General features: G+C 41.3%; 13 protein-coding genes. 7 read left to right on the forward strand and 6 right to left on the reverse strand.

Annotated features, from left to right (window positions below):
- Positions 1 to 51 precede the first annotated feature (51 nt).
- The 4 genes from AA650_RS09415 to AA650_RS27775 all read right to left on the reverse strand — a co-directional run bounded on the left by AA650_RS09415 (position 52) and on the right by AA650_RS27775 (position 3,652).
- Positions 52 to 525, reverse strand: coding sequence for a hypothetical protein (locus AA650_RS09415; protein ID WP_053538814.1), 474 nt, complete (start codon positions 523 to 525; stop codon positions 52 to 54).
- 5 nt (positions 526 to 530) lie between these two features.
- Positions 531 to 1,694, reverse strand: coding sequence for a ParM/StbA family protein (locus tag AA650_RS09420; protein ID WP_053538815.1), 1,164 nt, complete (start codon positions 1,692 to 1,694; stop codon positions 531 to 533).
- A 316-nt stretch (positions 1,695 to 2,010) separates the two neighbouring features.
- Positions 2,011 to 3,093, reverse strand: coding sequence for a Gfo/Idh/MocA family protein (locus AA650_RS09425; protein WP_053538816.1), 1,083 nt, complete (start codon positions 3,091 to 3,093; stop codon positions 2,011 to 2,013).
- Positions 3,094 to 3,511: 418 nt separating this feature from the next.
- Positions 3,512 to 3,652, reverse strand: a complete 141-nt coding sequence (locus tag AA650_RS27775) for a hypothetical protein (protein ID WP_168636164.1) — start codon at positions 3,650 to 3,652, stop codon at positions 3,512 to 3,514.
- Positions 3,653 to 3,666: 14 nt separating this feature from the next.
- On the opposite strand from AA650_RS27775, the gene queC reads away from it, so the two are divergent.
- The 3 genes from queC (at position 3,667) to patX (ending at position 6,691) form a co-directional block, all read left to right on the forward strand.
- Entirely contained in the window at positions 3,667 to 4,383 is a 717-nt protein-coding gene (queC, locus tag AA650_RS09430) for a 7-cyano-7-deazaguanine synthase QueC (protein ID WP_053538817.1), read from the forward strand.
- A 221-nt stretch (positions 4,384 to 4,604) separates the two neighbouring features.
- Positions 4,605 to 6,347: an FAD-dependent oxidoreductase gene (locus AA650_RS09435; protein ID WP_053538818.1), complete on the forward strand. Its 1,743-nt coding sequence runs from the start codon at positions 4,605 to 4,607 to the stop codon at positions 6,345 to 6,347.
- 107 nt (positions 6,348 to 6,454) lie between these two features.
- Positions 6,455 to 6,691: a heterocyst-inhibiting protein PatX gene (patX, locus tag AA650_RS09440; RefSeq protein WP_027401389.1), complete on the forward strand. Its 237-nt coding sequence runs from the start codon at positions 6,455 to 6,457 to the stop codon at positions 6,689 to 6,691.
- Positions 6,692 to 7,207: 516 nt separating this feature from the next.
- Here the strand turns inward: patX and AA650_RS09445 are convergent.
- Positions 7,208 to 8,269, reverse strand: coding sequence for a class I SAM-dependent methyltransferase (locus tag AA650_RS09445; RefSeq protein WP_053538819.1), 1,062 nt, complete (start codon positions 8,267 to 8,269; stop codon positions 7,208 to 7,210).
- Positions 8,270 to 8,405: 136 nt separating this feature from the next.
- On the opposite strand from AA650_RS09445, the gene AA650_RS09450 reads away from it, so the two are divergent.
- The 3 genes from AA650_RS09450 to hetR all read left to right on the forward strand — a co-directional run bounded on the left by AA650_RS09450 (position 8,406) and on the right by hetR (position 13,706).
- Entirely contained in the window at positions 8,406 to 9,650 is a 1,245-nt protein-coding gene (locus AA650_RS09450; protein ID WP_053541237.1) for an inorganic phosphate transporter, read from the forward strand.
- Between the two features lie 319 nt (positions 9,651 to 9,969).
- Positions 9,970 to 12,264 carry an EamA family transporter gene (locus AA650_RS09455; protein ID WP_053538820.1) on the forward strand — a complete coding sequence of 765 codons (2,295 nt, stop codon included), beginning with the start codon at positions 9,970 to 9,972 and terminating at the stop codon, positions 12,262 to 12,264.
- Between the two features lie 542 nt (positions 12,265 to 12,806).
- Entirely contained in the window at positions 12,807 to 13,706 is a 900-nt protein-coding gene (gene hetR, locus AA650_RS09460; protein ID WP_027401391.1) for a heterocyst differentiation master regulator HetR, read from the forward strand.
- A gap of 94 nt (positions 13,707 to 13,800) precedes the next feature.
- Here the strand turns inward: hetR and AA650_RS09465 are convergent, their stop codons facing one another.
- Positions 13,801 to 14,352: a hypothetical protein gene (locus AA650_RS09465; RefSeq protein ID WP_053538821.1), complete on the reverse strand. Its 552-nt coding sequence runs from the start codon at positions 14,350 to 14,352 to the stop codon at positions 13,801 to 13,803.
- Between the two features lie 379 nt (positions 14,353 to 14,731).
- Here AA650_RS09465 and rpsD point away from each other — a divergent pair, with 379 nt between their 5' ends.
- Positions 14,732 to 15,340: a 30S ribosomal protein S4 gene (gene rpsD / locus AA650_RS09470; protein ID WP_027401392.1), complete on the forward strand. Its 609-nt coding sequence runs from the start codon at positions 14,732 to 14,734 to the stop codon at positions 15,338 to 15,340.
- Positions 15,341 to 15,362: the final 22 nt, after the last annotated feature.

Raw genomic sequence — 15,362 nt, forward strand, 5'->3', positions numbered from 1 at the left:
TTAGTTAAGAGTTTTTCTCAAAGTCAAAACCAGGAAAAACCTAGTTATTGCTTAGAAATCATCAAGAAACTGACCAATCCGATTAATTACGGGGTCTATTTCTTGAGGTTCAGGTTCAGGTATGGCTTGCGCCACGCTAACGCTATCAGGAGGAATATAAGTAAGTGGTTGTTGATTCAGGATAATTGCCAAATTTGCCACTTGTTGAGTAAGTTGCAACATTTGACTTTCTATCGCCTCCAAACGATGAGACTCCCTCGCCAAAAAACGTTCCTCAAAACCAGCTATTTGATTTTGCATCTCACCGATTTTTTGTTCAACCGTAGTTATATTTGCTGTCTTAGCAACTGCTTGTACAGTTTCTGGGACACACAAAAATTTCCAGAGAGCCTCCTTACACAGGTCACTGAAAGTTTTATCTGGCTGTGTCTCTAAGGAGTTTTCCACCTGCGCTAACAAACTCTCATCAGCAATTTCTGGATTGAACGTAACGGATTTAACTACCTTTTTTGACCATTGGAACATCAGTTTTATGACCTAGCGCGAACAGCAGCAGATAATTGCGCTTCTCCATAAATATACTGCCCCAAAGCATTAGCTTGCCGAGAAGGTGCAGCTAAGTAAGCATTGATTTTAGCTTCCTTGAGTAGACGTTGGACATCTTCCCAGAAAAACTCTCCACCACCACCTGTAATAATCACATCAGTTACCCGCTCTGGCAACCACGCTAACACACGAGAGCAAATTTCCCGTGAAAACTGTTCTGTTAAGTTAGGCAGAAAATCATCTAAATTGCTGGGCTTACTAGCACCTTTGGGACGGTAAAAGCGATCGCCTTTAGGCTTATTAACCGCAGAAATCAGTGCCAATGATTGACTATCAACAGCACCATCTATTTCCTTAGCTACCAGTTCATAAAACTTACTCATCCCAAAGTCTTCACTCTTAGAAGCAGCCCTAGCAAAGCGGAAATTATCCACCATGATCATATCAATGGTTTGATGACCAATATCCACAATCCCCACAGATATTTTCGTAAAATCGGGAACTGCTGTTGCTTTATTCGGTTGAGTTTCTGACCACAGCAAACTACCATATCCTTCTGGCATTACCCAGACTTTGGCAATATGCAAAGTTATGGATTCACCTCGGAAATTTACTACATGAGGTCCAGTTACCAAGCTAGTTAACTGTTCCTTTTCTCTTTCAAATTGCTCCAAAGATAAAAAAGGCAGTCCCAGGACAACATAAATTTCATCTCTGAGCTTAAAGTAACCAGCAGATGATAAAACTTTGACCAGCGCATCTTCTACCTTAGATTGGCCAACGCCAAGATTAGCCCCAAAATCGGCTGCTAATTGCCCTACAGCATAGCCACTACCTTGATACTCCAACCACAAATCCATTAGTGGGTCAGTAGCCTTAGCTTCAAACACACCACCACGGATCTGCTCAATTGATGTTTGCTTCACATTAGCAGGAATGAAAGCCACATTAGCGGTTTCACGGCTCACACAAGTCTTTGTGGAGGTTCTACCTAAATCCACACTCAGAATAGTTTTACCCGTAATATTGGTTGGCTTGCCGGAATTTCCAGAATTCATTGGTGTGGCTGCTGATGCTGCTGCTGTAGTCCGGTTCATAGGAATAGCAGCAGCGTTCATGGGATTAGCTACGGGCGGTTGATCTGTCATGAAATCTCCTCTGTAAAAAGTTATCATGCTCATCTTACAAAAAGGTGAGCTACAAAAAATTTTAGGTTGGGTTAAGTGTAACTAGAAATACGTCAAAATTCATAACAGGCGATCGTCAATTTTTTATGATTTAGTATTTCTGATGTCAGTCTTGGGAAATGTCAAGTCAAGCTTTTCTTTTTTCTTCCCCCTCTTGACATCCAAGCACAGAATAAGCACAGGGCAGCCACAGGGGGTTGCCCCTACTCCTAACCCGTCATATTGGCGGGAGAAAAATCATTAAATTTCTCCCACTACCAGTTTTAGCTAAATTTTGCTAAATGGTTGATGTCAAAGATTGGACTCTGGATTCCGAAGACCACTCTAATGGGTTCCAAACTCTCTCTTCTAAAGCCATTTGCTCAATTAGACTAGCCAGGCGTAAAGCTTTGAGAGCTTGTTCACCACCGACAGAAGGCTGATTGCCACCGCGAACACAGTTGACAAAATGCTCTAACTCTGCACTGAGAGGCTGAACATTCGTGGTATAAACCTTTTCAATTAAACCATCTTGTCTATATAAGACTTTTTGATGGTCAATCAGAGGATTAACAGGGGTTTGCCGATGTACCAAAATCTCATTATTGAGAAAATCTGCTTCTGTAAATGAATTTTTACAATGGGCAACTAAACGGCGAATTTTCCGGTGGGTAACTTTGCTGGCTGTGAGAGTGGCAACAATCCCATTAGCAAAACCCAAGGTAGCCGTTACATAATCTAAATAACCTGAGTCTAAAGAACGAGTCCCACTAGCAGTCAGTTTCACCACTGGTGAGGCGGCTAATTCTAGCAGTAAATCAATGTCATGGATCATTAAATCCAGCACTACGGAAACATCATTCGCCCGCGCCGAATAAGGACTCATACGGTGAGATTCCAAAGCCAAAACTTCCTCGGTTTTGAGGACTTGACTAAGTTCCCTAAAGGCGGGATTGAATCGTTCTATGTGACCAACTTGCAAAATACACTGGGATTCAGCAGCAGCATTAACTAGGGATTCTGCCTCGGAAATACTAGCTGCTATCGGTTTTTCAATTAAAACATGGATTCCTGCTAACAAACAGTTTATACCCACTGCATAGTGTAACCTTGTAGGCACAGCAACACAGATGGCATCTACATGGGGTAGTAAGTCGCAGTAATCTTCAAAAAACCGGACTTTGTGTTTGCTGGCAGTTTCTAGACCACGTTCGACATTAATATCAGAAACGCCGACTAATTCCACATCTTTCATGGAACTCAGTACGCGGGTATGATGTTGTCCCATGTTACCAACCCCAATTACGCCTATGCGAATATGGTGCGGCTGGCTGCGCTGTGAATAAAGATTTGGCTCTGACACTGATATGCTATCTTGCACTATTGTTCTCTCCTCAACCACCAAATTTAGAGACGCTAAGGTCGTTGGCTTTTATACTTAAACGCCAGGTCTGATTTGTCTTAAACCATCCAGATGGTAACATAGTGATTATCTTTATGAAGAATTTCAAAGTTTGGGTTCAGTTCCCGCCATCTGGTGATCTTTTCCGTTAACAGTTGTTAATTATCCTGTTTTTATTCATCTATTAGAAAAATTATGTGTTTTTTCTTTAACTCTGTAATTTTTGTAACTCTTGACAGGAATTATCAGGTATGTATTTAGGAAATTAACTAAATTCAATACATACTTGGTCTTTATAGAGGTAAATTAATCACCCTTTCTATAAGTAAAATTACAAGTCATTACATAGTTAATACTCAGAGTATAATGTTTTAGGCGATTTATACAATTAATGTTCTCATTCCTGAGAGTCTTTTTGTCCATATTTAATTTTTGTTGGTTGTATTTTGTTAATTTTCCCATCTTTTGGATGCAATTTATGAAGGAATTGGTAATTGTGAAAATTTCCCTCTCCTCCTGCTATTTCTTGATCTCCCATTTCCTCTTCTGAATATGAAAGCTGTAATTTTGTTATCTGGTGGTTTAGATTCTTCTACTGTTCTTTACCAAGCAAAGGCTGATGGCTGTGAATGTTACGCTATTTCTTTTAATTATCAACAGCGTCATAGCAAAGAGTTGCATTCTGCTTATATGGTCGCTGAAGCGGCTGGAGTAGTTCAACATCAGGTGGTCAATTTTGATTTACGACAATGGGGTGGTTCAGCACTAACAGACAACAAGATTGATTTACCTGAAGGGCGATTCCTGCGGAGCGCTTCGCTATCCCTCGACGAAATGGCAGATAATATTCCTGTTACCTATGTTCCTGCCCGTAATACCATCTTTTTAAGTTTTGCTTTGGGCTATGCCGAAGCGATCGCCGCCCAAAGAGTATATATTGGCGTTAATGCCCTAGATTATTCCGGCTACCCAGATTGTCGTCCTGACTATATCGAAGCTATGCAGCAAGTTTTCCAGTTGGGGACAAAACAAGGACGCGAGGGAGAAGCTATTAAAATTATCGCCCCATTAATTAATTTGAAAAAGACAGAAATCATCCAACTAGGTAATCAATTAGGAGTACCTTGGGATCTCACATGGTCCTGCTATGCCGGTGGTGATTCAGCCTGCGGTGTCTGTGATTCCTGTCAATTGCGGTTAGCAGCCTTTGCCGAATTGGGTTTAGAAGATCCCATTGATTATGTCACTTATACTGAAAACGGTTCATAGTTTAACCAAATATGAAACCCCCTCTGGTAAACCTCTCCTTTGCACCTCTCCCTAACCCTCTCCTAAGAGGAGAGGGAAAAGGAATAATATTTAATACTGGAGAGGCTTTGAACTTGTTCTTTGTATGATAAAAAAGTCCAGCTTCTAGCCGTTTTGAGTATAATCAGGTAGCGATCGCCCTTTGATAAACTATAAAACCATACTTAATCCTATAAAATACGATGAATCAAATCTATACAACCGATGTCCTAGTTGTTGGCGGAGGCACCGGCGGAACTGCTGCGGCTATCCAAGCAGCGCGACGAGGTGTAAACACAATCCTCGTGAGTGAATTTCCCTGGTTAGGAGGAATGCTCACCTCAGCCGGTGTATCTGCACCAGACGGCAACGAATTACAAGCCTGGCAAACAGGTTTATGGGGGGCTTTCCTCCAAGAATTACAACGCAGACAACCAGGCGGATTAGATAATAGTTGGGTCAGTTTTTTTACTTATGACCCGCGGATAGGTGCAGAAATATTTGCCGACTGGGTGCGAGAACTACCTAACCTGCAATGGATTTCTGGACAAGTTCCCTTAGAAGTATTGCGAACCCAAGACCAGATCACAGGTATACGCTTTGCGGACTTTACCATCAACGCCAAAATCATTCTCGACGGCACAGAATTAGGAGACCTATTAGCTTTAGGATCAATCCCTCATCGTTGGGGTTGGGAATTACAATCAGAATGGCAAGAACCCAGCGCACCAACTAATTTTAACTCCCTGACCCAAACCTATCCAGTCCAAGCACCAACTTGGGTAGTAGTCATGCAAGACTTTGGAGAAAATACCGCCCCAGAAATTCTCCCCGCCCCCAACTATCACCCATCCCAGTTTACAGGAGCTTGGGATAACTATGGCTCAGAAAAATTTTTGAACTATGGACGCTTACCAGCGAATCAATTTATGATTAACTGGCCTATTGCGGGCAACGATTACTGCCAAAATGCCAATCGGTTACTAGATGTAGGGGAGAAAAAGCGCGAATTTATGCAAGAATGTTATTGGCATAGTCAGAATTTCGCCCATCACATTCAAAGTCAGTTTGGTAGGCGTTACGGATTAGCAGAAAACCTGTTTCCCCATCCTAACTCCGCCTTTGCCCTCAATCCCTATTATCGGGAAAGTCGCCGCCTAGTAGGCTTGACAACTGTTTCTGAACGGGATATCCTGCCTTTAGCCAACGGCAAAACCGCATTACCATTTCATGATGCCATCGCCGTCGGTAACTATGCCAACGATCATCATTATCCTGGTGTAGAGTTCTCACTGCAACCTAAATCTATCCGTTGGGGTGGAAGATGGACAGGAACACCCTTCACTATCCCTTATCGCGCTCTTGTTCCTGCCACCACAGATGGTTTGCTAGTTTGTGAAAAAAACATTTCCGTTTCTCACATCGCTAACGGCGCTACTAGACTTCAACCAGTAGTCATGGGAATTGGACAAGCGGCAGGTATGGCAGCTTCTCTTTGTATTATGCTAGAATGTCAGCCCAGGGATTTACCAGTGAAGAGTTTGCAGGCTGCATTACTGACAGATGACGATGCACCTAGCGTAATTGTTCCCCTGTTTAACTTATTAACTAATCATCCCGATTGGTTGTACTGGCAAACTTATTATTTAGACCATCCAGAAGCTTATCCTGCTGATGGTAACAGCCCTTGTATTGTGGTGAGACCAGATAATAAATTAAACCTCAACTGCTTTACAGGCAAATTCCAACGACTAAGTGAGCAAAATTACCAATTTAATATTACAAATGAAACCAATTTTACTACAACAAATTGGCAGCTTGTGACGTTGATACCTGATATAGATCAGCAACTACAAGCGTTACCCCCAGAAAAAATACTCAAGATTTGGGGGCGGCCAAATTTGTCTGGGAATTGGTTACTTGTTGAATATATTGAAGAAGTATAAAATGAACATTTATTCAGTAAAATACAATACTTTTTCGCAAATTTTCCGGATAGACATATAAGAGTTAAGTATTAGTGAAGTAGAGAGTTCTAAAATAGACATCTACTATGCGTGCTGCCATTTCACTTTTAGTATCGAGTCTGGTATTTGGCTCCTTAGCTTTTAACTGCGAAGCAGTACAGACTCGTTTTTCCGCTCTGTCAATGGCTAAGTCCGATTACCAGCTTTCACCTTTGGTGTTAAACCAGAGTTTCAACCTGGCTGATAACTCCAAACCTAGCCCCAATCAACCCGAAAAGCCCAATCCTCATCGAGGTAGTGGTCGTAGAGGATTAGATGGATAAGTTGGCAATTTCAGTTCTGTTATTCAATCGTTGGAGCGCAATACCTGCCAACCCAGAAATGATGTTACCGGATTATTGGATCTTTTAAATCCTACATACCACTTCTTGAATTGAAACGATATAGACAGTTACAGCACTACACTTGTTTGATTTTATCGTTTGTGAATTTCTCTTTGACTGACACCAGATATAGATAGTTACAAGCACTATATCTTTAATCAGTTGCATGGCTCTCGCGTCATCACGCAAGCTATCAGTATTGCCATTTCTCTGCTAAAAACATAGACAGTTACAGCACTTCATCTCTCGAAAATTGTTCAATATTTCATCAAAACATCCGGTAATTGCTCAACCCTTGGCGTGTATTGGTGACCAAGTCACTAATACACGCACCAATCTCACCTGTGGTAATCGCGTCCAGTACACATTGGGCGTTAGTAGGTGGGAATAATTACCCGAAGTGAGGGTACAGAAAACTTTTCTTAGTTATCAACCGTCATTGTGAATGCTGAATCTCTAGTAACTTGGCTTGTGAGCAATCCAATATTTACTTACGAAGTGAACTTGGGTTTCTATTTGCTCAAATCCCGCTTTTTCTAAACGCTCTACCAGGTTATCTGTAATGTAATGCTTGTAATAAGGTTCATGAAAAGTCTCTGAGAAGTTTTTGACAACTAATTCCATCTCCGGTACATCATTTACCTGAATAGAATCACAGATAATAAAAATGCCTCCTGGTTTTGTGACCCGAAAACATTCTTCAATTACAGTTTGACGAACTGCCGCTGGTAACTCATGAAACAGAAAAATACAAGTTGTACCATGAAAATAATTATCTCGATAAGGCAACTCTTCGACATTTCCTTGTACGAGTTGCGGTAATTCTCCAGGAATTTGGGATAATAGTTCGTTGGCTTTCCGCAAATAGGCTGGGGATAAATCTATACCAAATAAAGATACGTCGGGTAAAGCTGCTCTGATTAACTTCAGTGTTCGTCCAGTACCACAAGCAATATCTATGACTCGGAGTTGTTCTTGGGGAATATGGTCAAATGCTGTCAGTTGGGATTTGAGAGGACAGAGGATGCGTCTTCTCATAGCATCAGTTGAGCCACCAAACAGAATTTCCACCTGTAAGTCATATAAATTGGCGGACAGTTCACTCAAATAGCCATCTGTTTGGTAATGGAAGTTCTGTACATAGTAGCTGGGATAGTTATCTGTGGATATTTCCTGGGAAAATTCTTGATATCTCCGATTTTTAATTCGTTCCCAGATATTTGGTAAATCTAAGCATATTAATGGATAGTAACAGAAGAAATCTTCCCAAGAATTATCAAATAATAAATTTTGTGGATACACACCTGCTTGACTATCTTCCCAGTCTCTTGCCAATAACTGGTTCATATTGTCTTGAAGTTGTGTGAGCAATTTCTGGGATAAAGGACTGATATTTGGCTGAAGTGATGGATAAATTAGGTTTTTGATCTGTGAACTTACGGTTTTGTGAGCAAAAGCAAAGTAATTCTTCCCTGATTGCAGGGCTTGGTAGCTTGATTTTGTGAAAATATCAAACATAGATAAAAGATAAAATTAGGTTTTGTTGATTGTGTCGAGTTTCATGGCTCGTCCAGATTTTTATAGCCAAAAAAATGGAAAATGTAAATCATTCATGACAATTTTTACCTGTTAACAGGTGTGAATGGTTTATTTTATGGAACTGCAAACTGCGATAGTCGCTCTTTTAGTCTTCTATGTCGCCTGGAATTTGGGTGCAAATGATGTTGCTAATGCGATGGGAACTTCTGTGGGTTCTGGGGCTATTACTCTCAAACAGGCGATCATGATTGCTGGCGTGTTAGAGTTTCTTGGTGCTGTCTTGTTTGGACAAGAGGTAACGTCTACCCTCGGCACGAAAATTGCAAATCCGGTTTTATTTGCGACGATACCACAAACTTTAGTGATGGGGATGATTTCGGTACTGCTCACGGCTGGGATCTGGCTACAAATTGCCACAGCTAGGGGTTTACCGGTGTCTTCGTCTCATGCCATTGTGGGAGCGATCGCTGGCTTTAGTTGGGTAGCATTGGGGGTAGAAGCAATGGATTGGTCATCCATTGGTTTAATTACCATAGGCTGGATTTTAACACCAATAATTAGTGGAGCGATCGCCGCTAGTTTGTATAGTTTGATTCAACAATGGATTTTTAATCAACCCCAACCTCTCTCCCAGCTACAAGAATGGATTCCCTGGTTAAGTGCATTGCTATTGAGTGTATTTGGTATTATCGTTCTCCCGACAATCACTCAACCCTTGAGCCAGTTCTTACTCACAGAGGGAAAATTTAATGTTCCCGCTCACGACATTACCCTATTCATTGGTGGAATCGCCGTAATTAGCTTGACCTTGATCAGTTGGCGACAATTGGTAAATAGTCAAATTGAAAACAAAATTCAAGGTTTATTTGCCAGATTTCAAGTTTTGAGCGCTTGCTTTGTGGCTTTTGCTCACGGTTCTAATGATGTTGGTAATGCGATCGCTCCTCTAGCAGTAATTGCCTACATCAACCAACAAGGTAAAGTTCCCAGTGATGAACTCACCATCCCCTCGTGGATTCTGGTTCTCGGTGCGATCGGCATTGTGGCAGGATTAGCAGTTTGGGGTAAAAAAGTTATTGCCACCATTGGCGAAAATATTATTTCCTTAGAACCTAGTAGCGGATTTTGCGCCGAACTAGCCACAGCCATCACTATCTTATTAGCCTCCCGCTTAGGTTTACCTGTTTCTACCTCCCATGCCCTTGTCGGTGGAGTTGTGGGGATTGGACTGGTACAAAATATTAAATCAATAAAATTTGCCACTATCCAAAATATCGCCGCCGCTTGGTTAATTACCATTCCCATCAGCGTCGCCCTGAGTGCCACTATTTTTACCATTATGGCACTAAACTGGCACTAAACTGGCACTAGATAGGTAGACATGAAAAAACAAAATATGTTATGTAACAAGTAGAATCTCCCAAAACCTATTCCCTGTCGCCTTCTATAAATTACAGCAGTTTGCGATCATGATGGCAACTATCAAGCAATAGGTATTCCGCACGGATTTAATGCTTGTAGTTAGGTATTCATTTGTAAGGCTTTTATAAGTTAATTAAATTGATAAGTTCGGTGAAATTGTTCAGTTTCCTGCCTTTTCTCCAGGAAACTTAATACAGGTGTTGTTCGCGCAAAGTGCCGAGTAACTTAATCATCAAGGTGTTAGAGGCTAGAAACCGATGGGGCGATTTGAGAAGCGACCAGAAAACCCACGCATTAGAGGTGAGCTATCCAGAGCCGCAGAAAATGCTCTATGGGATGTAGTTGAAGATTTAGAAAATCTTCAACAAAATCTGCTGAGGTCGTTGCAGGAAGACGTAAAACGGCTAGAAACTGAAAAAAATCGCTTATCTGGCGATATTCAAAGGTTAATTGAGGAAAAAGAAAATCTACAACAATCGCGGCAAATCACTGAACAGCAAGTGTTAATCCGTCAATTAGCAGAAGTTCTAGCCAAACATATATCTTCCCAATTACAATCGTCACTAAAAACTTTAGCTACTCAATCCGTAGAGCATAACTCCTCTGATTCATCTGCGCTGCAAAATACTCAATTAAACAATAATGCTATTAATGAAATCGGACAGAATGTCACTAATATGCTAGACAGTCTGGATGGGACGGTAACTATTGCCTTTAATTCACTATTACAAGAACTCAAAAACTATCAAGGTGATCTTTCCCAGCAGTTATCACGGATGTATAGCCAACAACAGCAAGGGGAAGCCATACTAGCAGAATTTGTCAATCGTCTGCGAAGTGAAGTAGAAAAAAATCGAGATGCTAACTCCGTCAAAACAACAACAGGAGGCGCACCTACAGTTTTACAACTATCTGATAATCTGCGTGGTGAAGCCATAACTCATCAAAATGGTTCTTCGGAAAAATCCCCACAAAGAATCATGGTTGAACCAGTTGCTTTGATTCCTCATGAATCAGCACACAGTGATTCTACATCAGCAGCCAATGCGGTTATATTATCTTCACCAATAGATAACACTTCCAAACCCAGTTCTTTTGTAAATCCAGATTTACCAACAGTAATACCGGACAATAAAACCCCTGAACCCAGTTCTTTCGTAAATCCAGATTTACCAACAGTAATACCGGACAATAAAACCCCTGAACCCAGTTCTTTCGTAAATCCAGATACATCAGCAGCAGATAAAGCATCTGTACTTAGTTCTTTTGTAAGTCTAGATACACCATCGGAAGATCCAAATTCTGAACTTGGTGCTATTTTGACTTCTAAGGTATTAACAGCACCATCCCTGGGAGATACAAAACCTGAACCACTTTCTGTTTTAACTCCTAATTTACCCACAGGAAGACCGCCAACACCAAAATTAAGACGGGAAACAACTCCTAGACAACCAACAACACCTGAACAACCGATTACACCTCAACAACAAATAACTCCCAGACAACAAAGATCCCGGACATCTCCTAATTGGTCACAGTTGCAGATAGGTTTCCTTTTTATTGCTTTGTCTACAGTGGTTTCGTCTCTTTACAACGTAGCAATTAAAGCGATTTTCTTTACAGCTTCTAACCCCTTGGCAGGATTGCCAACACAGCAGTTAATCTTTCCGACATTGGGGAATATTTTCTTGATTTTGATGCTGCGCTTATTAGTGGTTGTGCCATTAATGTTACTTTTATCACCTATATTACATCCTCCTATTTGGCAAGAATTAGAAAATTTATTTGCTTCATTGGGAGCAAATGCAACGCCTACTCAGAATAAAACTAAACAGGCTCTATTTTTGTCAGTAATTAGCGGTTGTTTATTATTTGTATCACAGGTATTTATTTACATTGCTATTGGTGAAGTAACAACAGGAATGGCGATCGCCCTCTTCTTTGTCTATCCAGTTATGAGCGTGTTTCTGTCCTGGTTTCTATTTCAGGAACGTCCTAATTCACTAGTTACTGGAGCAATGGCAGCAATTTTTTGCGGTGAATTATTAGTTTTAGGTAGTCAGTCTACAGGGGTGAATAACACCTCATTGGGAAGCACCACAGCCATTCTATCTGGAATCGCCTTTGCAATTTACGTCATTCTCACCAGGATATGTGCTACTAAACTCAAGTTACATCCTGTATCTTTGACTTTAATTAACTTCACCACCATGTTGTTATTAAGTCTTATCTGCTTAATAATTCCATTACCCGGTAATTTAAATGTAGCAATTAGTTCATATAACATCCTTGAACTGGTATTAAGTGCGTTTATATTAGGTGTTTTAACTTTGTGCGGTTACTTATTCAATAATTTTGGCATTCGTAAACTAGGCTCTCCGTTCTCCTCTTTAATTGGAGCTACAGTCCCGATTTTAACAGTAATTTTCGCCGGGATCATGCTGCAAGAATCCCTAAATATTGTCCAAGTTATAGGAGTTATCTTAGTGACCCTGGGTGCAGCAAGTATTAGCTGGAAAAAAACACCTAATCAGCTACAACCTACTAAATGAGTTGGGGGAGTTGGGGGAGTGGAGGAGGTTGGGGGAGTTGGGGGAGTTGGGGGAGTGGAGGAGGTTGGGGGAGTTGGGGGAGTTGGGGGAGTTGGGGGAGTAGGGAGGGGAGTGGGGAGGGGAGTGGGGAATTTTCTTTTTTCTCTGACTCCTGACTTCTGACTCCTGTTATATAAAGTTATCAGCAAAAAACTTCTGGAAAAATTCTTGGAAAATATGTAGATATTTCAGGAATAGGCAGTTATAATAGGTTATTAAGATACAAAATGTAAATCAATCTAACGTTCCTCCGTCTTACCCTATACCCCTGCATCCCAACACCCTGAGTATCTAAAGTCTTTGAGTTTACCAGGGGAAGGGGCTAGTTAGTCCGATGTGAGAAACCATCAATTTACACCCTCAGTATTTACCGCCTAAAAATTCCCGAGTCAAACAGCAATTTTAGGTTTAGATTTAAAATATTTGTATCCAACTGGGTGTATAATTCTTAGTTTGATTTCAATATCACACTTGTAAACAAGCCATTTATCCGTCTGTAGAATATGACCAACGACATCGATCTGATCAAGCGTCTTGGACCTAGTGCGATGGATCAGATCATGCTTTATCTGGCATTTAGTGCCATGCGTACAAGTGGCCATAGGCATGGAGCATTTTTAGATGCAGCCGCAACAGCAGCCAAGTGTGCAATTTACATGACTTATCTAGAGCAAGGACAAAATCTGCGAATGACTGGTCATTTGCACCACCTTGAGCCAAAACGAGTAAAAATCATTGTTGAAGAAGTAAGACTTGCTTTAACCGAAGGCAAACTGCTAAAAATGCTGGGTTCTCAAGAACCGCGCTATCTGATCCAACTTCCCTATGTCTGGATGGAAAAGTATCCTTGGATACCAGGAAGATCCCGCGTCCCCGGTACGAGTTTGACCAGTGAAGAGAAAAAACAAATTGAGCAAAAGCTCCCAGACAATCTTCCTGATGCGAAGTTAGTCTCCTCTTTTGAATTTATGGAGTTAATTGACTTTCTTCATAAGCGATCGCAGGAAGACCTACCCCCTAGCCATCAGATGCCCTTGAGTGAAGCATTAGCCGAACATATTAAGCGTCGTCTACTGTATTCAGGAACGGTAACACGCATTGATTGTCCCTGGGGAATGCCCTTTTATGCTCTCACCCGTCCGTTCTATGCTCCAGCCGATGACCAAGAACGTACATACACAATGGTCGAGGACACGGCTCGGTATTTCCGCATGATGAAATATTGGGCGGAGCGCAAACCAAACACAATGCGGGCTGTGGAAGAATTGGATATTCCACCTGATTGGATTGAGCCAGCAATGGAGGAACTAGATGAAATTATTCGGTCTTGGGGTGATAAATATCACAAAGAAGGCGGAGTTCCGATGATCTTACAGATGGTTGTTGGTAATAAAGATGAATAGAAAACAAAATTTTTATGTTGCGTAGGGTGGCATATTTACCAACCCTACGTTGTAAATCTATTTACTCATGGGAGTTGAGGGTCAAGGCGAAAGTCTACGGCTTGGGGTTAAAACCCAATGGCTTTGTAGACACGGCACCAAAACCACTAGATCCTTCACTGGCACTAATACAAGTAGTTAATGCTTGAACAGGACTCAAATCAATTTCCCGACGTAAACCAACTACACACTCAGCAAAGGTTACTGGTAACAAACTGCGACCACAGGATGTTAAGGTAGCTAGATTTTCTGAACCCTGATAACTTTTACTAATGCTAACTACACAGGTTGCTAAATCCTGTGGACTGCGACTCTGACGACAGGAAGAAAGGGCATCCACAGGTGTGATTTGTGTAAGCTTATGAATTTTTGCTACACATGAGGATAACTCTCGTGGGCGAATTGCCGAAGCACAACTTTGAGATGCTGATGTAGCTGTAACTCCCACACTCAAAAGTTGGGCAGCACAAACTCGATAGTCATTCTCGTAGGAATCGGTAACAGCCAGAGTAGGTAAACTACCGATTAGTAATCCACCTATAGTTATAAATGATGCTGTAAATCCTCTGAAGGAATAATTGTTTTTTTTGTTCCCAAAGTTACTCATTTTTTTTCGCTTGTTAACATAACCGTTTTCGATTCCACCAAGGTTATGCTACCGTAGAATCTAGTCCCAATTTTCTACCATCAAGGAATGTCAGTGCAATCACCGAAAAGTGGTGAATTCAACGGATTGATTTCTTGTGAATATTAGCGGTAAATAAGTAATTGGACAAAAATATTTACAGTCATTGCGAGCGAAGGGAAGCAATCACAACCCTGGCGATTGCTTCATTTCACTTCGTTCCATTCGCAATGACGTTGTGTAATTAATTCTGTCTCACTACTTAAAAGACAATTTAGCCATAAAATGTCTATGCTTTTGGGAACTATGCCATAATGGTAAGTCTGAATAAAATTTTAGAAGGATTAAATTAAGGAAACTCATGTCCCGATATAGAGGACCCCGCCTCAGAATTGTCCGTCGTTTAGGCGAATTACCAGGCTTAACTCGCAAGAGTGCTAGACGTGCTTATCCCCCTGGACAACATGGTCAAAACCGTAAAAAGCGCTCTGAGTATGCTATCCGTTTAGAGGAAAAGCAAAAACTCCGCATGAACTACGGTTTAACTGAAAAACAAATGCTGCGTTATGTCCGTAAAGCTAGACGAGTAGCTGGTTCTACAGGACAGGTGTTGCTGCAATTGTTAGAAATGCGCCTGGACAATACGGTTTTCCGCATGGGTATGGCTCCGACAATCCCTGCCGCCCGTCAATTGGTAAATCACGGTCATGTAACTGTTAATGGCAAACCAGTAAATATTGCCAGCTATCAATGCCGTCCTGGTGAAGAAGTCGCTGTGAGAAACAGAGAAGCTTCTAAGAAGTTGGTGGAAGCTAACTTGCAATATCCCGGTTTAGCTAACTTGCCTAGTCATCTAGAGTTTGATAAAACCAAGTTATCTGGTAAGGTCAATAGTGTAATTGAACGGGAATGGGTAGCACTACAAGTTAATGAACTACTCGTGGTGGAATACTACTCACGTCAAGCGTAATAGTCAGTGGTCAGTGGTCAGT

Origin of the sequence: Anabaena sp. WA102 (assembly GCF_001277295.1) — a bacterium.
GTDB lineage: Bacteria > Cyanobacteriota > Cyanobacteriia > Cyanobacteriales > Nostocaceae > Dolichospermum > Dolichospermum heterosporum.

What these genes read in the sequence shown, in the direction of transcription:
- patX (WP_027401389.1), top strand. Translation starts at nt 6,455, where the DNA reads ATGCGTGCTGCCATTTCACTTTTAGTATCGAGTCTGGTATTTGGCTCC.
- hetR (WP_027401391.1), top strand. Translation starts at nt 12,807, where the DNA reads ATGACCAACGACATCGATCTGATCAAGCGTCTTGGACCTAGTGCGATG.
- AA650_RS09455 (WP_053538820.1), top strand. Translation starts at nt 9,970, where the DNA reads ATGGGGCGATTTGAGAAGCGACCAGAAAACCCACGCATTAGAGGTGAG.
- rpsD (WP_027401392.1), top strand. Translation starts at nt 14,732, where the DNA reads ATGTCCCGATATAGAGGACCCCGCCTCAGAATTGTCCGTCGTTTAGGC.
- queC (WP_053538817.1), top strand. Translation starts at nt 3,667, where the DNA reads ATGAAAGCTGTAATTTTGTTATCTGGTGGTTTAGATTCTTCTACTGTT.
- AA650_RS09445 (WP_053538819.1), bottom strand. Translation starts at nt 8,269, where the DNA reads ATGTTTGATATTTTCACAAAATCAAGCTACCAAGCCCTGCAATCAGGG.
- AA650_RS09420 (WP_053538815.1), bottom strand. Translation starts at nt 1,694, where the DNA reads ATGACAGATCAACCGCCCGTAGCTAATCCCATGAACGCTGCTGCTATT.
- AA650_RS09435 (WP_053538818.1), top strand. Translation starts at nt 4,605, where the DNA reads ATGAATCAAATCTATACAACCGATGTCCTAGTTGTTGGCGGAGGCACC.
- AA650_RS09465 (WP_053538821.1), bottom strand. Translation starts at nt 14,352, where the DNA reads ATGAGTAACTTTGGGAACAAAAAAAACAATTATTCCTTCAGAGGATTT.
- AA650_RS09415 (WP_053538814.1), bottom strand. Translation starts at nt 525, where the DNA reads ATGTTCCAATGGTCAAAAAAGGTAGTTAAATCCGTTACGTTCAATCCA.
- AA650_RS09450 (WP_053541237.1), top strand. Translation starts at nt 8,406, where the DNA reads ATGGAACTGCAAACTGCGATAGTCGCTCTTTTAGTCTTCTATGTCGCC.
- AA650_RS27775 (WP_168636164.1), bottom strand. Translation starts at nt 3,652, where the DNA reads ATGGGAGATCAAGAAATAGCAGGAGGAGAGGGAAATTTTCACAATTAC.